The sequence below is a fragment of the Streptococcus sp. V728 genome (assembly GCF_052077995.1).
GTDB lineage: Bacteria > Bacillota > Bacilli > Lactobacillales > Streptococcaceae > Streptococcus > Streptococcus infantis_B.
On sequence record NZ_JBQJJH010000002.1, the window covers coordinates 274,683 to 296,060 of the forward strand.

Consider the following 21,378-nt stretch of genomic DNA (forward strand, 5'->3'; position numbering starts at 1 on the left):
CCATCTATTATACCATGAATTAACCTAAGCACCAAAACTCTTGAAGAAATCAAGGATGGCTTGCCAAATAGAGCTGAGGATGTTTCCTCCATCTTGAATAGCTTTATTGGCGTCAAAGTTAAGGTCGATATTGCTGAAACTGTCACCAGCTTGTGCAACGATACTTTGTTTCAAATCTTTTAGAGTCTTTGTAAAGTCTTCGTTATTAAGAATATCGCTCTTAGAAAGATTAAAGGCAAAGTTGATGATGACATTGACTTGATTGCCTGTAACAACTTGATCCAGTTTGTAGTTCTTCAAAGTATCTTCGACAATCTTACGAACATCATCCTCAGTAAGCTCTCCTTTAGACTCTTTAGCCTTAGCGACTGCAGCCTTGATATCGGCAAGGGCTACGTTCAGCTTGTTAGCATCGAAGCCTGATTTGTCCTTGTTTTCATCGTTAATATCTGACAAGGCCTTGAGCTCTTCCTGAGCTAAGTCTTTATTTTCTTGAGGCAACTGAACACCGTTAGATTCAAGAGAATAGTAAATACCTGCTAGAGCACTTTCGCCTGTAACAGGGATAGGTGCAGCAACGGTGATACGCGCGTGTTCAACACCCAAGGTAACAGCCGCATTACGGTACATATCTTGAGTTACTTTTGTGATATTTTCAGGTGTCTCAATCTTGACCTCAAGGGGAGATTTATCTCCTAGTTTTTGAATTTTCGCTGATGAATAAAGTTGAAGACTAGAGTCGTTGGCGACATTCATAATTTTTGAGTAGACATCTGGTGTCATGGTCTTCAAGTCTTTAGTATCTTTAGAGGCATCATAGCCTAGTTTTTTAAGTGTTTGATTTTTTTGATCTTCTGTTAGTGAAGAACCCAAGACATACTCAGGTTGAACATAGGTTTCATCAATGACTTTTTGAACATCAGTAGCTGCCTGGGCGCTTTGCAGTGTTGCAACTGCTAAAAGTACTGCAGCGCTAGTCAGAAAGAATTTCTTTCGCATGAGACGTTCCTCCTTTTCTCCTCTAGCATATTAAAGTATCCTTAAAGAAAACTTATAAAAGCACCTAGAATTTCTAGATGCTTAAAATAGATTAAAAATTTTCATGATATAGAGATTTACTTGAACCTGTCTAGAGTAATAATAGTTTCCCCCATCGACATAAAGTTCTCCACCCTGAAAAATGGAAATAGGATTGATGTAACGATAGGTTTTTCCTGTTGTATTCCCTAATGTCGGCGCAACTGTATCTCTAGAATATTGTTTAGCTAGAGCAATCGTGTTTTTCTTGCCATTTTGGGCGATAAAATCAATATAAGCAGGCCCAAAGTTATAAGCTTGAATGGCTGTCCAGACATCCACTCCTTTTTCTTGAGATAGATAGAGATTATCTGTCAAAGTTTGAACACCTTGACGAATACTACTAGCGTTATCGTTAATGGTATCAGTAGAACCGGTAGCAGACTCACTAGACTGCATCACGTCTCCTTCTTTACCCTTGGTTTCTGTATAGATCATGGCGAGCACAAGCTCTTCGTTTGCTGGAGTATCTCTTTCATTCAAGATTTCACGTACCATGGGTTGGTAGGTCATAACTTGTTTGACATCCTGACGAATGAGATAGGCTTTGTATCCAGCGAAAAGGAAGACTGCTAGCACCAGCACTCTTCGTATTAATTTAAACATTATTTATTTTGTATATCCTCGATGTTTTTGATTAAGATAGAGTAGGTTCCATTATCGTTTTGGATGAACTCAACGGATTCTGCATCTTGATAGACATTGTTTGGTACGATCAGTTCAATCCCGTTTGACAAGGAAAGTTTCTGATTCTCAAATCTCTTTAACTGACGACTGGCATCAATCTCATCAAACTGTACTGGCTCTGGTACTGCATCTTTGACCTGGTCAATGAAGCTAAGTCGAGCAGTAAGATTATTGTCAAAAAGATCATTGGCTAATTTTTCTGGAGATAGCTCATTATTCTCTTCAAGATTATTGAAAATTGCAGATTTTACCTTGGATTGAAATTGAAAATCATCCTTATTAAAAGTTTCGGCAATCTTTTGAGCCGTTTTTTCTAGTTCCTTAATGGATTTCTTAGGTGAAATCTTTGGTTGTGCTTGAATAAGATTCTCAGAAAAATAGTTTAAAAAGGCTCCATTATACTTGATGCGTTTTTCAATCAAGTGATACTTACGACTTTGAAGATTAACAACTAGGGCTTCATCTGCTCCAGTTCCAAACCCAGGTAAGTTATTTTGAGTCAGTTTGATTGGATTGTCAACCTCGCCACCCAAGTGTGTCAAGGTTTCACGCAATGCAATTCTTAGAAAGGCAAAGTGGTCTACTCCCTCTTTTGAAAACTGGACAAAAACCAAGTCATTAGTCTTTTGGTTTTCAGATACAGAGAATTCCTCTTTCCAGAGATTAGCAATTGTAACAGATGTTTCCATTAAATCTTCTGTGATGTGATTGAAAAAAGGATTATCCTTTTCAAAAATACCAGTTTTGGCATCATCCGAATACACACGCTCCACTTTTTTACGCAAGTATTCTTCGATTTTAGGAGTGATATTGAGAAACTTATCCGTCAAGAACAACTCTGTGTCATCAGGGCTGAACTGATGGATAATGGCTTTCTTAATATAAATATCCATAAAATATTAGTCCTCATATAATGGGAAGGCATCTGTCAAGGATTTGACTGCACTTCTCACTTCTTCTAAGACAGCTTCGTTTTCTGCATTCTTAAGGGCTTTAATAATAAGTTCAGCAACTTGACGACTTTCTTTTTCACCAAAACCACGAGCAGTAATTGCTGCCGCTCCGATACGAATACCACTAGTCTTAAATGGTGACAAGGTTTCGTAAGGGATTGAGTTTTTATTAAGGGTAATGTTGACCTCATCCAATAAGTTTTGGGCTACTTTTCCACTTTCTACAACCTTTGTGACATCCACTAAGAAGAGGTGGTTTTCAGTACCGCCAGAGATAATGCGGAAATCAGGATCTTGCAGGAATACTTCAGCCATAGCCTTGCTGTTCTTGATAACATTAGCAGCATATTCTTTAAAGGCTGGATCCAATACTTCTTTAAAGACTACAGCCTTAGCAGCAACAACATGCTCTAATGGTCCACCTTGGATACCTGGGAAAATAGCGGAATTGATTTTCTTAGCAAGGTCTTCGTCGTTAGTCAAAATCAACCCCCCACGTGGTCCTCGAAGTGTTTTGTGGGTCGTTGTCGTTGTGATATGTGCATATGGAACTGGACTTGGATGAAGGCCAGCTGCCACCAAACCAGCAATATGAGCCATATCAACCATGAGTTTTGCACCCACTGCATCCGCAATTTCACGGAATTTTGAGAAATCAATGATGTGAGAATAGGCTGAGGCACCAGCTACGATAAGTTTTGGCTGCACTTCTTGGGCTTGTTTCAAAATAGCATCAAAATCCAAGAGTTCTGTCTCCGGATCAACGCTATATGAAACAAAGTTATAGGTTTGACCTGAGAAGCTAACAGGAGCTCCGTGAGTCAAGTGCCCACCCGCAGCTAAATCCATCCCCATAACTGTATCACCTGGCTCAATCAAAGCCATGTATGCTGCACAGTTGGCTTGACTTCCTGAGTGGGGTTGTACATTAGCAAACTTTGCTCCAAAAATCTCCTTCGCACGTTCAATAGCTAGAGTTTCGATAATATCTACTACATCAGTTCCACCGTAATAACGACGTCCTGGATAACCTTCGGCGTATTTATTAGTCAAGATAGACCCTTGAGCAGCCATAACAGCCTTAGAGACTACGTTCTCTGAAGCGATTAATTCAATATTGTTTTGTTGGCGTTCCTCTTCTTTGGCAATGGCATTCCAAAGATCCGCGTCATAGGCTTTAAAATCATCTTTGTCAAAAATCATAGGTCTTCTCCTTTTATTAATTTAATGAATCGTTTCTGCATTTTATCGCAGGTATAACCAACTCTTTCATAAAATGCATGCGCACCTGTACGATGGTCTGCAGAATTTAAGCGAATAAAGTTATAGCTACGTTTTTCTGCTTCCTGTTCTAATCCTTCAAGCAATGTTTTACCGATTCCTTTACCTTGTGTTTGAGGTAAAACAGCTAAAGCCAGGATATTAAAACCTGGTTTTGAATAAAGGGATTCATAAACCTCAGCATGAACATAACCAAGTAAGTCATGGCTAATTGAATCCTCAAAACCAAGTAGGAAGTGATGGGAGTCTTGTGTCAACTTAGCTAGTTGACCAGCCGTTTCCTCTGGACTAAAAGCATAACCTAGCGCTTCTTTGTTAATGACACAAATTGTTTCGACATCTGTCGCTTTTAATTCACGTAGCATATCATACCTCCTCAAAAGGAATTTCAGGTATCTTGGCAAGGATATCTTCTCGAGTTATCGAACCTTGGCGTAGAATCTTCACCTTGCTGCCAGATAAGTCTATAATAGTCGAATCTTGACCAGTTAAAAAAGCATCGTCTTCCAAACCTAGAACATTTTGGTTAAAATCCTGCAGAATTTCCTTATAGGTCACACCGCTATCCTGTCCTGAAATGTTAGCAGACGGGCCGATTAAGGGACCTAACTCACGAATCAATTCTAGAGTGACGGGATGACTGGGCATGCGAAATCCAACAGTCGTCAAGTCTGAATTGACCCAGTAAGGGACCTTGTCATTAGCTTCTAGGATAATAGTTAAAGGCCCTGGCAAAAAACTTTTAACAAGTTGTTGTAAACAAGGTGGCTGATTCTTGGAAAAGTTCAAGATATCGTCTAAACTAGCAACATTGAGATTGAGAGCCTTATCTCTAGGGCGACGTTTGAGCCGATAAACATGGTCAACAGCCTTCTCATCCAAAGCTTTCGCAAAAAGGCCATAAACTGTCTCAGTTGGCAAAACTACTGCTCCACCCTTTTCCAACTCTTGCTTAATCTTCTCCATCATCAATGACAACCATCCTATCTTGGCCAAATTGGTCTTTGAGCGTTCGAACTCGTTTCTCAGGAAGATTTTCCATAAAGAGAGCGGGTACACTTTGACCTTGTTTGTAGCCAATTTCAAGATAAATCTTACCACCGTCATTTAGATAGTCCTTTGATTCTTCTGCGATTCTGCGATAGATCGCTAGACCTTCCTCGTCTGCAAAAAGGGCTAAATGTGGCTCTGAATGCAGAACATTCAAACCAACTTCTTCCTCATCTGCTCGAGAAATGTATGGTGGATTGGATACAATTATATCATATTTTGAAGAAATTTCGGAGAAACAGTCAGATTTGATAAATGTGATTTCTAAATCTAAACTCTTTGCATTCTCCGTTGCTAGGTCTAATGCATCTTGTGAAATATCAGCAGCTGTGACTGACCAATCTGCTCTATTTTTAGCTAAAGAAAGGGCAATTGCACCACTTCCTGTACCAATATCCAAGACCTTGAGATTTCCATTAGGATTTTCAGCTAGGATAAGCTCCACCAACTCTTCTGTTTCAAGTCGTGGTATCAAGACCCGCTCATCTACTTTTAACTGCATCCCAAAGAATTCAGCATGACCTATAATGTACTGGGCAGGAATATGGCTAGCTAGCTTGATGAAAATGTTCTCTACAAATTTGTAATCTTCATCAGTGACTTCTTGCTGAAGGGTAAAGATGAAGTCTGTAAAAGATAGATTTTTCAGGCTACGATAGACAAAAGAGAGGCTTTCTGCTTCCTCTCCTTGTACTATTAACTTTTCCTCAAAATCTTTAAATAGTTGAGTTAATTTCATTACTTGTTTAATTCTTCCAATTTTTGTGTTTGGTCGTAAAGAACCAAGGCATCTACAACTTCATCTAATTTACCAGCTAGAATTGTGTCAAGTTTTTGTAACGTCAAACCAATACGGTGGTCTGTCACACGGTTCTGTGGGAAGTTATATGTACGAATACGCTCTGAACGGTCACCAGTACCGATAGTAGACTTACGTTCAGCATCTTGCTCATCTTGGGCAATCTGAGCAAAGTGGTCTGCCACACGTGCACGAATGATCTTCATGGCCTTCTCACGATTCTTCTGCTGGGTACGTTCTTCCTGCATCTCAACCTTGATATTAGTTGGTAAGTGAACGATACGAACGGCTGTCGCAACCTTGTTGACGTTCTGTCCACCAGCACCAGATGCGTGGTAAATATCTACACGAAGGTCTTTTGGATCAATATCGTATTCAACTTCTTCGATTTCAGGCATGACCAGAACTGTCGCTGTTGAAGTGTGTACACGACCTTGGCTTTCTGTCACAGGGACACGTTGAACACGGTGGGCACCTGATTCGTACTTAAGTTTAGAGTAAACAGACTGACCTGATACCATGGCAACCACTTCTTTAAAACCACCAACACCATTCATAGAAGCTTCCATGACTTCAAAGCGCCAACCTTGGGCTTCAGCATACTTTTGGTACATAGTTAGAAGATCTCCAGCGAAGAGAGCTGCTTCATCTCCACCAGCTGCACCACGGATTTCTAGGATAATGTTCTTATCATCGTTTGGATCTTTAGGAAGGAGCAAGATTTTCAGTTTTTCTTCGTACTCTTCTTTTTCGGCCTTAGCATCCTTGAGTTCTTGCTTGGCCATTTCTTCCAAATCCGCATCTCCACCTGATTCCTTAATCATTTCCTCAGCGTCGACAATGTTTTGAAGAACTTGTTTGTATTCACGGTAGGTTGTAACGGTATCACGAGTAGAAGCTTCTTCTTTTGAAAGCTCCATAAAACGTTTGGTATCAGAGACCACATCAGGGTCACTCAGCAATTCTCCCAATTCTTCATAACGGTCTTCTACTGCTTGTAGTTGATCATAGATATTCATTCTTTCTTATTCTCCTTATTGATTTCAGGGGCAAAATAATGCTTGCGGCAAACTGAGATATAGGTTTCATTTCCACCAATCTGGATTTGTTCACCATCATAAACAGGCAGTCCGTTCTGCGTACGCAAGACCATAGTCGCTTTTTTCTTACAATACTGACAGATGGTCTTGATTTCATCGATCTTATCTGCTAAGAGCAAGAGGTGTTTGGAACCTTCAAATAATTCATTTCGAAAGTCATTTTTTAAACCAAATGTCATAACAGGTATATCTAACTCATCGACAACACGAGCTAGGTCGTAAACATTGTGACGCTTTAAAAACTGGGCTTCATCGACAAGTACACAGTAAGGTTTTTCAGGTAAATCTCGGATAAATCCAAAGATATCTGTTGTTTCGTCAATAGCAATTGCTGGTCTTTTCATCCCAATGCGACTTGAAACATAGCCAACACCGTCACGTGTATCCAGAGCTGAAGTCATAATCACAACTCCTTTTCCTTGCTCCTCATAGTTATAGGCAACCTTGAGAATCTCGATGGTTTTGCCAGAGTTCATGGTCCCATAACGATAATACAACTGTGCCATGCTTCTATTTCACGTCCATTTCTAAATTTTTGCTACATTCTAGTATACCATAATTTCTCAAAGCTTTAAATGGCAAAATGTGGTAAAATAGAAGAAATCAAATAACTAGTGGAGGACGCAATTATGCCATTTGTACGCATTGATTTATTTGAAGGACGCACTCTAGAGCAAAAAAAAGCCCTAGCTAAGGAAGTAACAGAAGCTGTTGTTCGTAACACAGGAGCACCTCAGTCAGCTGTTCACGTTATTATTAACGATATGCCTGAAGGAACTTATTTCCCACAAGGTGAAATGCGCACTAAATAAAGCTTAAGCAATCTGCTTAGGCTTTTCTTTATAAGTGGCATTCGTTGAATAAAACGCTATATTTTGATACAATTTTAAATGATATTTGTATATAAATTGTAAAAAGGAAATGAAATGATTACACGTGAATTTGATACCATCGCAGCAATCTCGACTCCGCTTGGTGAAGGGGCTATTGGGATTGTTCGTTTAAGTGGAACGGATAGTTTTACTATCGCCCAGAAAATTTTTAAAGGCAAGGATTTGAGCAAGGTTGCTAGCCACACCCTAAACTACGGACACATCGTTGATCCTCAGACAGGGAAGGTTATGGACGAGGTCATGGTTGGTGCTATGAAATCTCCAAAGACCTTTACTCGTGAGGATATTATAGAGATTAACACCCATGGAGGGATAGCCGTAACCAATGAAATTCTCCAGCTAGCTATTCGTGAAGGAGCTCGGTTGGCAGAACCAGGAGAGTTTACTAAACGTGCCTTCCTTAACGGTCGTGTGGACTTAACTCAGGCTGAAGCTGTCATGGATATTATTCGCGCCAAGACGGACAAGGCTATGAATATTGCGGTCAAACAATTAGATGGCTCCCTTTCTGAACTCATTAACAATACTCGCCAGGAGATTCTTAATACACTTGCACAAGTTGAGGTTAATATCGACTACCCAGAGTACGACGATGTTGAAGAAGCTACCACTGCTGTTGTCCGTGAAAAAACCATGGAATTTGAACAATTATTAACCAATCTCCTTAGAACAGCTCGTCGTGGTAAAATCCTTCGTGAGGGAATTTCTACCGCTATCATCGGACGCCCCAACGTTGGAAAATCAAGCCTTCTTAACAACCTTCTACGAGAAGATAAGGCCATTGTCACTGATATTGCCGGAACTACTCGTGATGTCATCGAAGAATACGTCAATATCAACGGTGTTCCACTGAAATTGATTGATACTGCAGGTATTCGTGAAACAGATGATATCGTCGAGCAAATCGGTGTTGAACGCTCCAAGAAAGCCCTCAAGGAAGCTGACTTGGTACTACTAGTACTGAACGCTAGTGAACCTCTTACTGCCCAGGACCGACAACTTCTCGAAATTAGTCAAGATACCAACCGTATTATTCTTCTCAACAAGACTGATTTACCAGAAGCGATTGAAACTGCTGAGCTTCCAGATGATGTCATCCGCATTTCAGTCCTCAAAAATCAGAATATAGATAAAATCGAGGAACGCATCAACAACCTCTTCTTTGAAAATGCTGGCTTGGTCGAACAGGATGCAACCTACCTATCCAATGCCCGTCATATTTCATTAATTGAAAAGGCAGTTGAAAGTCTGCAAGCAGTTAATGAAGGTCTTGAACTCGGTATGCCAGTTGATTTACTTCAAGTTGATTTGACACGTACTTGGGAAATTCTTGGGGAAATCACCGGTGATGCAGCGCCAGATGAACTCATTACTCAATTGTTTAGCCAATTCTGTTTAGGTAAATAAAAAATTATAAAAAGGAGTTACGATGAAATATCCAACATTACTAGATCGTTTTTTAACTTATGTCAAGGTTAACACACGTTCTGATGAACACTCAACTACTACACCTAGTACTCAAAGCCAAGTAGACTTCGCAACCAATGTCCTCATCCCTGAGATGAAACGTGTCGGTTTGCAAAATGTCTATTATTTGCCAAACGGTTTTGCTATCGGTACTCTACCAGCTAACGATCCAAGTCTAACTCGCAAGATTGGCTTTATCTCTCACATGGATACAGCAGATTTTAATGCTGAAGGCGTTAATCCTCAAGTTATTGAAAATTACGACGGTGGGGTTATCGAACTTGGCACTTCTGGTTTCAAACTTGATCCAGCAGATTTTAAGAGCTTAGAGAAATATCCAGGGCAAACTTTGATTACAACGGACGGAACTACATTGCTCGGTGCAGATGATAAGTCAGGTATCGCTGAAATCATGACAGCTATCGAATACTTGAACGCTCATCCTGAAATTAAACACTGTGAAATCCGTGTTGGCTTTGGTCCTGATGAAGAAATCGGTGTTGGCGCCAACAAATTTGATGCAGAAGACTTCAATGTTGACTTCGCTTATACAGTTGATGGCGGCCCTCTTGGAGAATTGCAATACGAAACCTTTTCTGCTGCAGGTGCTGAACTTCACTTCCAAGGACGTAATGTACACCCAGGTACTGCTAAAGGACAAATGGTCAATGCTCTCCAGTTAGCCATCGATTTCCACAATCAACTCCCAGCTGGTGACCGACCTGAGTTGACCGAGGGTTACCAAGGTTTCTTCCATCTTATGGATGTAACAGGTACTGTCGAGGAAGCGCGTGCTAGCTACATCATTCGCGATTTTGAAAAAGAAAGCTTTGAAGCGCGTAAGGCTGCCATGCAAGCTATTGCTGACAAGATGAACCAAGAACTTGGTAGTGATCGTGTAACCCTGACTTTGACAGACCAATACTACAACATGAAAGAAGTTATCAAAAAGGATATGACTCCAATCACCATCGCTAAAGCAGTCATGGAAAGTCTTGATATTACACCAATTATCGAGCCTATTCGTGGTGGAACTGACGGTTCTAAGATTTCCTTCATGGGAATTCCTACTCCAAATATCTTCGCTGGTGGCGAGAATATGCACGGACGTTTTGAATACGTCAGCCTCCAAACTATGGAGCGTGCAGTTGATACAATCATTGGAATTGTATCTTATAAAGACTAAAAAAAGAAGTAGCTTTGCTACTTCTTTTTTAGTTGACTTCTTTCTCTGTCGTTTCCGGAGAACTAGTCGTTGGATTGCTTGATTCAGTCTGTTTGTCGCTTACTTGTTTGCTAGTTGTTTCAGAACTTGCTTCACCCGGCTTAGCTTTAGATTGAAGTTCTTGGTTTAATGAGACAATTTCTTGCGCAAGTGCTAGAAGAGCTTGTTTGTCTTTGCTTGCAGCAGATAATTTATCAAACAAGGCGTCTACTTTTTCAAAGTCCGCATCAGAACCATTATTCATTTCCAAATAAGTATGAAGGGCAAGGACTCCATTATATAATTTTTGATAGAGAACCAAAACCTCTGGGTCTTGATTAGCATTCTCACGTTCAGTCTGAATGGTTTGAGAAATTCGTTTTATAAGATCTTGGACTTGCGTGTTTAATTCATCAAGGTCTACGTCCTCTTTATCTAGAGCAGCTTTCAGATTTTTCACTTCGTCAGCGAGTGAAGCTTTTACGCCTTCTTCTTTGACTTGAGCAACTAATTCATCAGCTTTCGTTAAGAGTCCTTCTACTTGAGCTTTTCGAACATGATTGCTTTGTTCCTCAGGCTTAATATCATCATACAAACCTTTCAAAAACTCATAGACTGCAGTTTTTGCACTATGGCCATCCACTTTTTCTGTATCTAAGATTGTTTCAGAAGGCTTACTTGTACCAGGTTCATTCTTCAGAGCTTCTTCAACTTCCAGTTTTGTTTGATAGATATCTGGGAATAGTTTGTTTAAGTCAGTCGCCTTAAGGAAGGATTGTGATTGATAAAGTGTCCAAGTTAAGTTAGCAACTTTATTTCTAAGAGTGTCATTTAAGTGATTATCAGATAAATGTTGATAGAAATACTTAATGTACTCAACTGTTGTAACTCCAGTTCGATCATTAAAGTCTTGAAGAGCTTCTAGTTTTGCTTCTACTGCATCTAAACCTGCTTCATCTTGGGCTAGTTTATTTTCCTGAAGCTGAGTCAAGAGATCCTTCTTAGGAAGTCCATATGCATCTGTATCCAAGGTATTAATCTTATCTACTAAAGCTTGATATTTCTTGTCTAAAGGACTGATTTCTGTTGGTTTTACGCTAGCATCAACATGGATATACTGCTTGTCAAAGAGATCTAATGCAGCTAGATACCCAGCTGTAGAGTTGGTTGAGAGCTTCTTCATATTTTCAGAAAATTGTCCCAAAGCAAGCTCGATCTGTCTTTGTTGAATTGGTTTATCCTTGTAAACTTCACGACTATCTGCTAGAAGTTGATCAACCTTATTTTGAACAGTCGCTTCATCAAAGGCTCCTGGCTGGTAGTTGGATTGCAAGGCAGGAATCTTATGTTTCAAAGCAACTTCATAACCTTTAGTCTGAACTTTAATGTAGTGGTTATGGTCACCATGGGGTATGACGAAGCTACCATTTTCAACCTGCAAGCTATAAGGAGAGACACCGTCACGAAGTGCAGTTGTATAGAGTTCGTTTAGAAAATCAAGCTCTGCAACACCTGTTTGAAGCGGAATTCGAACGTGTTCCTTTCGAACCGCATAAGGGTGAATGTGAGTTGGATCATAAGCTTGGTCTGGATTACCAAATACAAAGAATCCATTTGAAATACGGATCGCTTCAAGCGGAACACCATAGGTTTTAGAGATATAAGCCATCTTTTCTTCATCGCTGGCATCTCGAGAGAAACTTTCAACAGTCTTGGCAAGAGGTTTTACAGGCTCTGCCTGATGGTGTCTATGCAAATGTTCTTGAGCAGCTTTAATCTGATCTTGCGTCAAATCTTTTTTAAAGAAATAGTGATTATGATCTCCATGAGAAACAACAAATCCTTTTTCATCTTCACTGATCACTCGATCAACTGCAAAGCCATGATCATGTTCTTCTTCATGATGGTTTCCATGGTTATCATGATGGTGTTCTTCTGGTTTACTACTGTGGTTATTTGGGCTAGTTTCTGAATGTTTATTGCCGTACAAGTGATCTTGTGCGGCCTTGATTTGAGCAGGGGATAAATCTTTTTTAAAGAAGTAATGATTGTGATCTCCATGACTCATGATAAAACCAGCTGCATCTTCACTGATGACTCTATCCGCATCAAAGCCGTGATCATGGTCTTCACCATGATGGTGGTCATGCTCATCTTCATCATGGTCCTCATGACTTGGACTTGGTGTCACTGGTGACTTAGCTTTCAAATGATCTTGTGCTGCCTTGATTTGCTCAGGTGTCAAATCTTTCTTAAAGAAGTAATGATTGTGATCTCCATGACTCATGACAAAACCTTCTGAATCTTCACTTATAATTCTATTTGCATCAAAACCATGATCGTGTTCCTCTTCTTCATGGTGAACATGTGGTAACGGATTATTTGGTGTAGAATTAGAAGGACTTTCTAAGCTTGGAGTGTTAGATTGTGCTTGATGATTGTTAAGAGATGATTTAGGGATATAGTGATAGTGGTCCCCATGTCGTACGATATAAGCATCGCCAGTATCTCTGACAATATCATTAGGGTTAAAGACATAACCATCATCTGCTGCAGAAACACCATTATTCGGTGTCAGTGGCAAGGGTTGACTGAGAGCTGAACTATTGCCAGATAAATAAGCCTTTGCGGCAGCTAATTCACCCGCTGACAGATCACTCTTAGGAATATAATGGAAGTGTCCTCCGTGGGGAACGATATAAGCATCACCTGTATCTTTAATGATATCTGAAGCGTTAAAAACATAACCGTCATCAGTTGTATAACGTCCCTGTAATTTTGCTACTGATACTTCTGCGCTAGTTCCTTTCTCGTCTTTACCATGTTCTTGTTTTTGTTTTTCAATTTGCTCTTTGGTACGTATATTATCTGCATGACTAGCATCCTTCAAGTAGACATAGTATTTCCCATCCACCTTGATAATGTAGCCACCCTTAATCTCATTAACAATATCTTCATCTTTCAACTGATAGTTTGGATCTTTCATGACTAACTCTTCGCTAAAGATGGCATCATATGGTACCTTACCATTGTAAAAATGAAAATGGTCGCCATGTGATGTCACATATCCTTGATCCGTAATCTTAATAACAATTTGTTCTGCTTCTATTCCTTCCTTCTTGCTAACTTGGTCCGGTGTCAGAGATTCATTTTTCTTAGCTTCAGATTCTTTTCCATCAACATATGATACACGATTGCTTTCTTTTGTCTCAGGTGCTTGATGTTGATTTAAAGCATAGACACACACACTTAAGGCAAGGACCACTGCAGATCCTGCTAAATATTTTTTATTAATCTTCATAATCTCCTCATTTCAATTCTTGTGCTAAGATAGCCATATTTTCTTCAAGATTCTCCAAGTAAGACTTGTCATTTTGTGGATCAGCCTCTAAAGGATTTAAAGTTTTAAGACTCACACCTGTTGATTTTACAAGTGTGTCAGCAACTTTAGACGAAGCGTTGCTCTCTGTAAAAATAGTTTTAACTTTATAGGTCTTAACAAATTCTTGGATTTCACTCAGTTGTCTTGGGTTTGGTTCTTGATCAGGAGAAATACCAGCAATACCAAGTTGATTCAAGTCAAATCTCTTTGCTAAATAAGAAAAAGCAGTGTGTTGTGTCACAAACGTTCTTTGCTCCACTTTATCGAAAATAGGTTTATATTTAATTGTTAACTCATGAGCTTGATCAATAAACTTCTTAGCATTCGACTGATATATTTCTTTATTCTCACTATCTAATTCTGATAATTTATCAGCAATAATTTGTGCTTCCTCAGCTACCTTTTCAGGGTCTAACCAAGTATGGGGATCATAAAGACTTTTCTCATCAACACCGTTTCCGGCTTCCATATCTTCCAAGCCAGGCACACGCTCCAAGGTCATACCTTCAGACGCTTCTATGACTTTTACCTTAGATTTTTGCAAGTTCGGATCTAAACTTCCTGCCCATGACTCCAAGGTATGTGAATGATAAATAAAGACATCAGCATCATAAATAGCTGCAATATCATTTGCGGATGGTTCATAGGAATGAATACCGGAGCTAGACTGAATCATCCGAACATCATTTAAATCACCAGAAACCTCTTTAACCATGGCATAGACTGGATAAAAACTGGTCACTATTTTCATTCCCTTAGCTTTCTTGCTTTCTTGATTGCCCTTTTGTCCGCAAGCTCCTAAAATCAGAACAAAAAGACCAATCATAAACCAAAGGACACTTCTTTGTTTCATCACAACTCCTTAACTAGTGTTTAACCATTTAATTAACTAGTAAACATTCTACTCCTTAAAATTTAAGATGTCAAGCTAAAACTTTGCTTTTTCCCAAAATTTTACCGATAGTAAAAATATCTCCAAGACTCTTAATAGACTACTTTTGCAAAACAAAAAGCTCGAACAATCATTCGAACTTTTTCATTCTTTTATTTTCTTGCAGCTTTTTCATCTTCTTCAAGTTGTTTGACCAGTTGTTCAACACTGTCAAATTTTACCATATCTCGGATACGATCTAACCAGTAGACGGTCACAGTCTCTCCATAAATATCCTCATCAAAATCAAAGATATTGACTTCAAAGCGCTCTTCTTCTCCATCAAAGGTAACATTCTTACCGACACTTGCCATCCCTCGATAGAGTTTTCTCTTGATTTCGATATCAACAGTATAGACACCATCTGCTGGCATATAAGTACGGTCTAAGAGGACAAGATTAGCAGTAGGATATCCAATTGTACGTCCACGGGCATTACCATGTACCACAATTCCTCTTGTCGGAAGAGGGCTTCCTAGTAATTGCCCAGCTTCTTTCACATCCCCTTCTAGGATGGCTTGACGAATACGAGTAGAGCTAATCTTTCCTTTTTCATCTTCTACAGGTGGTACTACAACTACTTCTCCGTCGAAGATTTCTTTTAAATCCTCTGCAGATTTTCGATCTGAACCTAAACTATAGTCAAATCCAACTACAATGGTATCAGCTTTAACTTCTTTGACAAAGGTATCTACGAACTCTTGCGCTGTCATATTAGCAATACGACTTGAGAAATCTATCAGATAAAGATTTTCAACTCCTGCTCGTTTAAATTTGCGTTCACGATCGTCCGCATTTAGGATATGAAGCAAATTTTCTGGCGAATAAGCTTTTAAGGTTAATTTTGGTGATTCATGAAAAGTAATTAAGGCAACGCTTAATCTTTTCTTTGCAGCTATTTCACCAGCTATACTAAATAGTTTTTGATGCCCTAGGTGGATACCATCAAAATATCCTAATACTAGGACAGTCGGTCCTGGGGTTGCAATGTCTTTTTCAATTTTAATAGGTATTGTTACAATCATAGTTATATTATACCAAAAAGAAGAAGGCATTCAAAACATTACGAATTTAAAAAGACTATAAGCTACTTTTTACTTCTTTCCTAAGTTGTTCCAGACTTTCGATGTTATATTTGTCCATAACTTTTGGCAGATTTTCGATAATATCTGGACAAGCATACGGATTTGTAAAGTTTGCTGTTCCGACACCGATTGCTGAAGCACCTGCTAGATACATTTCTAGAGCGGCTTCAGCTGAATCTACTCCCCCCATACCGATAATTGGCAGACTCGTTGTTTGTGCTACCTGGCGAATTAATTTAAGTGCAACTGGAAAGACTGCTGGACCTGACATCCCACCTGTTCCATTTGCGAGGATTGGTTTTCTTGTCTTGAGATCAAAACGCATCCCAACAAGAGTATTAATCATGGTGAGACCTCTAGCTCCAGCATCTTCTACTGCTTTTGCAATAGTTACGATATCCGTCACACTAGGTGTTAATTTAACGTAAACGGGTACATCAGAAGCCTCAACAGCTGCCTTTACCACATCATAAGCCAACTCAGGGTCTTGCCCGATTAAAAGACCGTGATTTCCATGGTCAACGTTAGGACATGAAATATTGAGCTCGATAGCTTTTACATTATTTGCCTTTGAAATTCCATGAGAAACGGTTGCATACTCCTGTTTTGAAAATCCAGCAACATTGGCGATGATAGGGAGATTTGGATATTCTCTTTCAAGCCAAGGTAACTTTTCAGACAGAACGACCTCTAAACCAGGATTTTGTAGACCAATAGCATTAAGCATACCAGCAGGAGTTTCTGCCACTCTTGGAGTAGGATTCCCAAAACGTGGCTCAAGTGTAGTTGCTTTAATCATGATAGACCCTAAGAGATCTAAATCATAGTATTTAGCATACTCTTGACCAAAACCAAAACAGCCTGATGCGGGAATGATAGGATTCTTTAACTCTAAGCCAGGTAGAGAAACTTGTAATCGATTTGTAGTCATGACACTCTCCTTATAAAACTACTGTTCCGGTTTTAAATACAGGTCCATCTTCACAGACACGTTGACTAACTGTTTCACTATCTGGTACTTTTAGGACACAAGCATAGCAAGCCCCCATACCACAGGCCATACGTGATTCTAAAGATAGATAGGCTCTTGGATGGTCGTAAAAGGTTTGATTGATGTATTTCATCATACCAGGTGCTCCACAAGAGTATACAGCATCAAATTCAGTGTCTAATTCCTTAATCACAACTGAGACATTTCCCTTGATCCCATAAGAGCCATCATCAGTCGTCACAAAGACTTTGCTGTATTGGGATAATTCACTTTCTAAAATGACAGCATCTTTAGTAGCAAATCCTAGAACAGTTGTAATTTCCACACCACTCTTATGTAGTTGTTTAGCTACTTCGAGTAAGGGTGGTACTCCGATTCCTCCACCAACTAGAAGAACACGATTCTGCTTGTCTAAATCAGACAAATCAAATCCATTTCCTTGAGGTCCCATAACATCTAAGCTATCACCAGTTTTTAAGGTTGAAAAGATAGCTGTACCAGAGCCTTCGATGCGATAAATCAGATGACATTGTTTCTTAGATTTATCTATGGATGAGATTGAAATTGGACGACGCAAGAGGTGGGCATCATCAGGTACACGTAAATGAAGAAATTGTCCAGCTTTCATAGCTTCAACCATGTCTCCTTCAAGTACCAGCTCAAAGATTGCTGGTGCGATTTCCTCTTGAACAATCACTTTCATATTTTCCAAGCGAATAGCACCCATGCGTTTTCTACAATTTGGATTCATAACTTTTCCTCCTTAAATTTTAAGGGGATCAGATAAAGAAAAACCTTGCTATTGCAAGGTTTCAGTTAAGATATTTACACAAAAGTAGCAAATAAGCACTTGCTTACTTGTTCCTATTGTAGCTTCTTTTCTCTGACACCTTGTGAGTCTCTCTGGACTTCCCTTAAAGGTTAAATTTTCACTAGTATACTGTATCAAACATGAAAAGTCAAGTAAAAATAGGTAAGGTATCAGTTCATATAAGTTGCTTATTTTTGTGAAGAAAGAATTTTTTCTAGTTTTTGATAATCTTTAACACTGTCAATTTCGTAGATAGAATTTTCTTCTAACTCCTCTACGTAAACATCTAGTTCTTTGATATTATCTTTAACCATGTTGTCCCAGTAAAGGTCTACAAACTCGCCGCTTGCATAAGCCTCATCGATAAATCCAACAATTTTTTCAGCTGTTGGAGCATCCCAGAACGACACTCCACTCAAGATACGTCCGTTTTTGCTATCGACAATGATATCTTGAACTTTGTAATCATCTCCGTAAACTAGGAACCACTCATTATCACAATCTTCACGATAAACACTAAAATATGTTGAACGCTCGATATCATTGCGGAACATATTCTTGAAAAGATAATTATCAGCATCAATAACGTAGCTGTTAGCCAACTCTTCTTTTACCAAGTAAAGAGAGTAAAAGTTATTGTAATCCGCATACTTATCGTTGAAGACTAAACGCACACCGTACCTTTCTTTAAGATAGTCGAATTGTTCTTTTAAATAACCTACAACGATGATAATGTCATCAATTCCACGTTCTTTTAAAAATTCAATTTGATATTCAACCAAAGGTTTTTGATTGACTTGTACCAAGGCTTTGGGAGTATTTTCTGTCATGGGTCTCAAACGAGTTCCCAATCCCGCTGCTAAGATAATCGCTTTCACGCGTTTTCTCCTTTATTCTTTAATAATAATGTAAACACCAGCCATTACGATAAGTGAAGTAATGATGGTCAGCAAATTAAGGGGCGAACCCAAGAAAATTGCTGCAAACAGGACAGTCCATACTACATAACTCACATTTAATCCAGTAGCTTTTGCTGGCTGCAATCGATTGATAGCAATGTAGTAGGCAAGATAAGAAATCATATTACATGCTGCAAAGATAATCAAAAGTCCCAATAATTGTCCATTTGCCACTTCTGCAAATGAATGATGCGAGAAGAGAACAATAACAAGGTAGGACAAGAAAGATGTGACTTGTCGTATCAAGAGTGCTTCGAGTTCACTGAGTTCACTTTCCATAGCAAATGAGCTGAGAACACTTTCACTTCCCCAAGCAAGGGCACAGATCAAGGCACAGAGGATACCAATATAGAATGAATTGACCTGTTCAACCTTGTAGGTCTGAGCAATAATTCCTGCAATGATTAATAAAATTCCAAATACTGTATTCTTAGAAACCTTATGCTTTAAGAAAAAGAAAGCAAGAATGACAGATACTGCAGGATAAATAGCTGAAACAGACGAAGCTAAGGAACTACCGATATACTTGACTGCATAGAGATTGGCCTGCATGCCAATTGGTCCAGCCAATAGTGCTCCAATAATAACACTGACATTTCGAATGTTCAAGAAGATTGAAAAACGTACCTTACCTTCTTTAACTAAAAGATATCCTAGCAAGATAAAAATACTAAGAAAGTCGTGCGCTGCTGCTACTACAAAGGGCGATAAATCCGTGAATATTGAAAAGATATAAGCACTAATAGTTAATCCTAATCCCCAGAACACACCTGATAGTAGCCCAAAAGAAACTCCATTTTTAGTTTTCATCTAAATCTCCTTCACAATCTAATTCTTTTACAGCTCTATTGTAACGAGAGATTCCATAATCTCCGAAATCTGCACCATTTTCTTCTTTGTAAATAGTCCAAAGACTCCAAATGATATCTTGCAAGATTTTGTAAATACGAATTTTATCCCTTGAAACTGGAGTCTTGTCACTCTCGTAATGACTTAAAAAGTCTTCTTCTTCTGCACTGGTAAATTCAGACTCTAGGAAGAGAGCTGCCAAATCCCACATAGGATCATTCATAGATGAATATTCCCAATCAATGAGATAAAGGTGGCCATCCGGTCCTTCTATAAAGTTTTCTGGAACCAAATCAATGTGACACGATTTCTTATCCATTCCAATTTCTTCAAGTTGGTCTTTCAGAGAAAATACAGATTTTCTGACAACTTCATAATTAGGATAAGAAATCTCCCCTTGAATCAATGATTCATATTTTTTAATTTCCTCAAAAGGAGCAAACTCTCCTTTTAATTCTTTACCCGAAGCATGGATCGTTTGTAAAATTGGAGCTATCTTCTCAAATTTAGTTTTAATAGTAGTTGAATCAAGTGTCTCTGCATTTTCAATATATTGATTGACCTTGATACCTGCATCAATATCGAAAAGATAATTTTCTACATCTAATTTCAAATCTTTCAACAATTCAAGATTGAACTTTTCATTTTGGCGGTCGATTAATTTATCTGTACCTTTTCCGAAAAACTTAACAATATATTGATTCGAAGATGTTTTGACCAAGTAGTTTTGATTGGTCATCCCACCTAATTGTTCAACACTCTGAATTTCTTCACCACCAGATAATAAAGATGCAATCTTTTCTTTAACGATTTCCTTCATAATCATCCTCCATTAGACTTCCCACTTAAAGACTGTCTTAAAAGCAGTATTTAAGTCGGTTGCAAAAACTCGGTGAATATCTTTAATTTCTCTTACAGGTTCCTCTAGATAAATGATATTCTTCAAACGATTTGCAAATTTCTTGACTTCCATCATTTGAATTGCCTTTTCAAAGTCAATTCGCCCAGAACGAGAAGAACCTACAAGTAACAAACCTTTTTCGAGGGCATCACGGGTATTTATATTTACCTTATACTCACTAACACCCATCATTAATAGAGTTCCCTGGGGTTTGATGTAACGAATCAAGTCATTTATAGCAGGTCCACATCCATCACCACCACAGCATTCAAAACCATGGTCAAAACTAAGATCCTCTGGGATACTATCAGTGATGTAAAGCTCTTTAGCAAAAGAGAAGAGTTCCAACTTTTCCCAGTGACGACCAATTACGATAATTTCAGCTTCAGGCAAGGTATAGTTGATAATATTTGCCATGACAAAGGCTAGACTACCATCACCAATGACAGCTATTCTCTGTCTTCTGCTATGAGAAACTGTCAAAAAACGATTCATGGCATGCATACCAACACTGACAAATTCAGTGATAGCAGCTACCGTATCTTCGATGTCATCATAAGCTACTACACGATCTTTTGGAAGAGAAACAAACTCACGCATGAATCCATCATAACCACTTGACAAGAAGTAGGTACCTGTCATGTAGTTTTCATAGAACTCCTCGTCACTTTGCATAGGTGGTTGATTTGGAATCATAACAACCTTCTGACCAACCTTATAGGTACCTGTTGGATCAGAAATAACAGTTCCACAAGACTCATGAATCATAGCCATTGGAAGCTTTTTAGATAATATTTTGGGATCACGCTTTCCTTGGTAATAGCGTTGATCCGCATGACAAACCGCCATATAATTTGGTCGAATGAGGATATGATTCTCTTGGTCAATCTCTTCTTCCTGATATTTAATATTGATAAATTTTGGTTTTGTCAGTTGATAAATTTGATTAATCATGTCT

At 38.9% G+C, this 21,378-nt stretch carries 20 protein-coding genes and 1 pseudogene; 3 read left to right on the plus strand and 18 right to left on the minus strand.

Annotation, left to right across the window (positions count from 1 at the left end; genetic code table 11):
* Window positions 1–24 precede the first annotated feature (24 nt).
* The 9 genes from ACTO1Y_RS02745 to ACTO1Y_RS02785 form a co-directional block, all read right to left on the minus strand.
* Window positions 25–999, minus strand: a complete 975-nt coding sequence (locus ACTO1Y_RS02745; RefSeq protein WP_441348257.1) for a DUF1002 domain-containing protein — start codon at window positions 997–999, stop codon at window positions 25–27.
* An 81-nt stretch (window positions 1,000–1,080) separates the two neighbouring features.
* Window positions 1,081–1,683: a lysozyme family protein gene (locus ACTO1Y_RS02750; RefSeq protein ID WP_441348258.1), complete on the minus strand. Its 603-nt coding sequence runs from the start codon at window positions 1,681–1,683 to the stop codon at window positions 1,081–1,083.
* Window positions 1,683–2,657, minus strand: a complete 975-nt coding sequence (locus ACTO1Y_RS02755) for a nucleoid-associated protein (RefSeq protein ID WP_441348259.1) — start codon at window positions 2,655–2,657, stop codon at window positions 1,683–1,685. The genes ACTO1Y_RS02750 and ACTO1Y_RS02755 overlap by 1 nt, the downstream gene beginning before the upstream one ends.
* 6 nt (window positions 2,658–2,663) lie before the next feature.
* Window positions 2,664–3,920, minus strand: coding sequence for a serine hydroxymethyltransferase (gene glyA / locus ACTO1Y_RS02760; protein WP_441348260.1), 1,257 nt, complete (start codon window positions 3,918–3,920; stop codon window positions 2,664–2,666).
* Window positions 3,917–4,363, minus strand: a complete 447-nt coding sequence (locus ACTO1Y_RS02765; protein ID WP_263393635.1) for a GNAT family N-acetyltransferase — start codon at window positions 4,361–4,363, stop codon at window positions 3,917–3,919. Before ACTO1Y_RS02765 ends, glyA begins: the two co-directional genes overlap by 4 nt.
* A 1-nt stretch (window position 4,364) precedes the next feature.
* Window positions 4,365–4,967 carry an L-threonylcarbamoyladenylate synthase gene (locus ACTO1Y_RS02770; RefSeq protein WP_441348261.1) on the minus strand — a complete coding sequence of 201 codons (603 nt, stop codon included), beginning with the start codon at window positions 4,965–4,967 and terminating at the stop codon, window positions 4,365–4,367.
* Entirely contained in the window at window positions 4,951–5,787 is an 837-nt protein-coding gene (prmC, locus tag ACTO1Y_RS02775) for a peptide chain release factor N(5)-glutamine methyltransferase (RefSeq protein WP_441348262.1), read from the minus strand. The genes ACTO1Y_RS02770 and prmC overlap by 17 nt, the downstream gene beginning before the upstream one ends.
* Window positions 5,787–6,866 carry a peptide chain release factor 1 gene (gene prfA / locus ACTO1Y_RS02780; RefSeq protein WP_414264598.1) on the minus strand — a complete coding sequence of 360 codons (1,080 nt, stop codon included), beginning with the start codon at window positions 6,864–6,866 and terminating at the stop codon, window positions 5,787–5,789. The genes prmC and prfA overlap by 1 nt, the downstream gene beginning before the upstream one ends.
* Window positions 6,863–7,453 (minus strand): thymidine kinase, encoded by a 591-nt coding sequence (locus tag ACTO1Y_RS02785; protein WP_441348263.1) that lies wholly within the window; start codon window positions 7,451–7,453, stop codon window positions 6,863–6,865. Before ACTO1Y_RS02785 ends, prfA begins: the two co-directional genes overlap by 4 nt.
* Before the next feature lie 123 nt (window positions 7,454–7,576).
* Between ACTO1Y_RS02785 and ACTO1Y_RS02790 the strand changes: the two genes are divergently transcribed.
* The 3 genes from ACTO1Y_RS02790 (at window position 7,577) to pepT (ending at window position 10,493) form a co-directional block, all read left to right on the plus strand.
* Window positions 7,577–7,759 (plus strand): 4-oxalocrotonate tautomerase, encoded by a 183-nt coding sequence (locus ACTO1Y_RS02790; RefSeq protein ID WP_001117401.1) that lies wholly within the window; start codon window positions 7,577–7,579, stop codon window positions 7,757–7,759.
* A gap of 114 nt (window positions 7,760–7,873) precedes the next feature.
* Window positions 7,874–9,247 (plus strand): tRNA uridine-5-carboxymethylaminomethyl(34) synthesis GTPase MnmE, encoded by a 1,374-nt coding sequence (mnmE, locus tag ACTO1Y_RS02795; protein WP_441348264.1) that lies wholly within the window; start codon window positions 7,874–7,876, stop codon window positions 9,245–9,247.
* Between the two features lie 22 nt (window positions 9,248–9,269).
* Window positions 9,270–10,493 (plus strand): peptidase T, encoded by a 1,224-nt coding sequence (gene pepT, locus ACTO1Y_RS02800; protein ID WP_441348265.1) that lies wholly within the window; start codon window positions 9,270–9,272, stop codon window positions 10,491–10,493.
* 58 nt (window positions 10,494–10,551) lie between these two features.
* Here pepT and ACTO1Y_RS02805 read toward each other — a convergent pair.
* From ACTO1Y_RS02805 to ACTO1Y_RS02845, 9 genes and pseudogenes are all read right to left on the minus strand, one after another.
* A pseudogene (locus tag ACTO1Y_RS02805) lies at window positions 10,552–13,812 on the minus strand (pneumococcal-type histidine triad protein); the annotation flags it as partial.
* A gap of 7 nt (window positions 13,813–13,819) precedes the next feature.
* Complete coding sequence (locus tag ACTO1Y_RS02810; RefSeq protein WP_441348266.1) at window positions 13,820–14,746, minus strand: metal ABC transporter solute-binding protein, Zn/Mn family; 927 nt, start codon at window positions 14,744–14,746, stop codon at window positions 13,820–13,822.
* Between the two features lie 191 nt (window positions 14,747–14,937).
* The gene (locus ACTO1Y_RS02815; protein ID WP_441348267.1) at window positions 14,938–15,849 is read right to left on the minus strand and encodes a bifunctional riboflavin kinase/FAD synthetase; all 912 of its coding nucleotides are present in this window, start codon (window positions 15,847–15,849) and stop codon (window positions 14,938–14,940) included.
* Window positions 15,850–15,904: 55 nt separating this feature from the next.
* Complete coding sequence (locus ACTO1Y_RS02820) at window positions 15,905–16,840, minus strand: dihydroorotate dehydrogenase (protein ID WP_441348268.1); 936 nt, start codon at window positions 16,838–16,840, stop codon at window positions 15,905–15,907.
* Window positions 16,841–16,850: 10 nt separating this feature from the next.
* On the minus strand, window positions 16,851–17,651 hold the full coding sequence (locus tag ACTO1Y_RS02825; protein ID WP_441348269.1) for a dihydroorotate dehydrogenase electron transfer subunit: 801 nt from the start codon (window positions 17,649–17,651) through the stop codon (window positions 16,851–16,853).
* A gap of 248 nt (window positions 17,652–17,899) precedes the next feature.
* On the minus strand, window positions 17,900–18,589 hold the full coding sequence (locus ACTO1Y_RS02830) for a sugar phosphate nucleotidyltransferase (protein WP_441348270.1): 690 nt from the start codon (window positions 18,587–18,589) through the stop codon (window positions 17,900–17,902).
* A 12-nt stretch (window positions 18,590–18,601) separates the two neighbouring features.
* Window positions 18,602–19,480, minus strand: a complete 879-nt coding sequence (locus ACTO1Y_RS02835; RefSeq protein ID WP_441348271.1) for a DMT family transporter — start codon at window positions 19,478–19,480, stop codon at window positions 18,602–18,604.
* Entirely contained in the window at window positions 19,470–20,339 is an 870-nt protein-coding gene (locus ACTO1Y_RS02840) for a phosphotransferase (protein ID WP_441348272.1), read from the minus strand. The genes ACTO1Y_RS02835 and ACTO1Y_RS02840 overlap by 11 nt, the downstream gene beginning before the upstream one ends.
* A 12-nt stretch (window positions 20,340–20,351) precedes the next feature.
* On the minus strand, window positions 20,352–21,374 hold the full coding sequence (locus ACTO1Y_RS02845) for a ribitol-5-phosphate dehydrogenase (RefSeq protein WP_441348273.1): 1,023 nt from the start codon (window positions 21,372–21,374) through the stop codon (window positions 20,352–20,354).
* Between the last annotated feature and the right edge of the window lie 4 nt (window positions 21,375–21,378).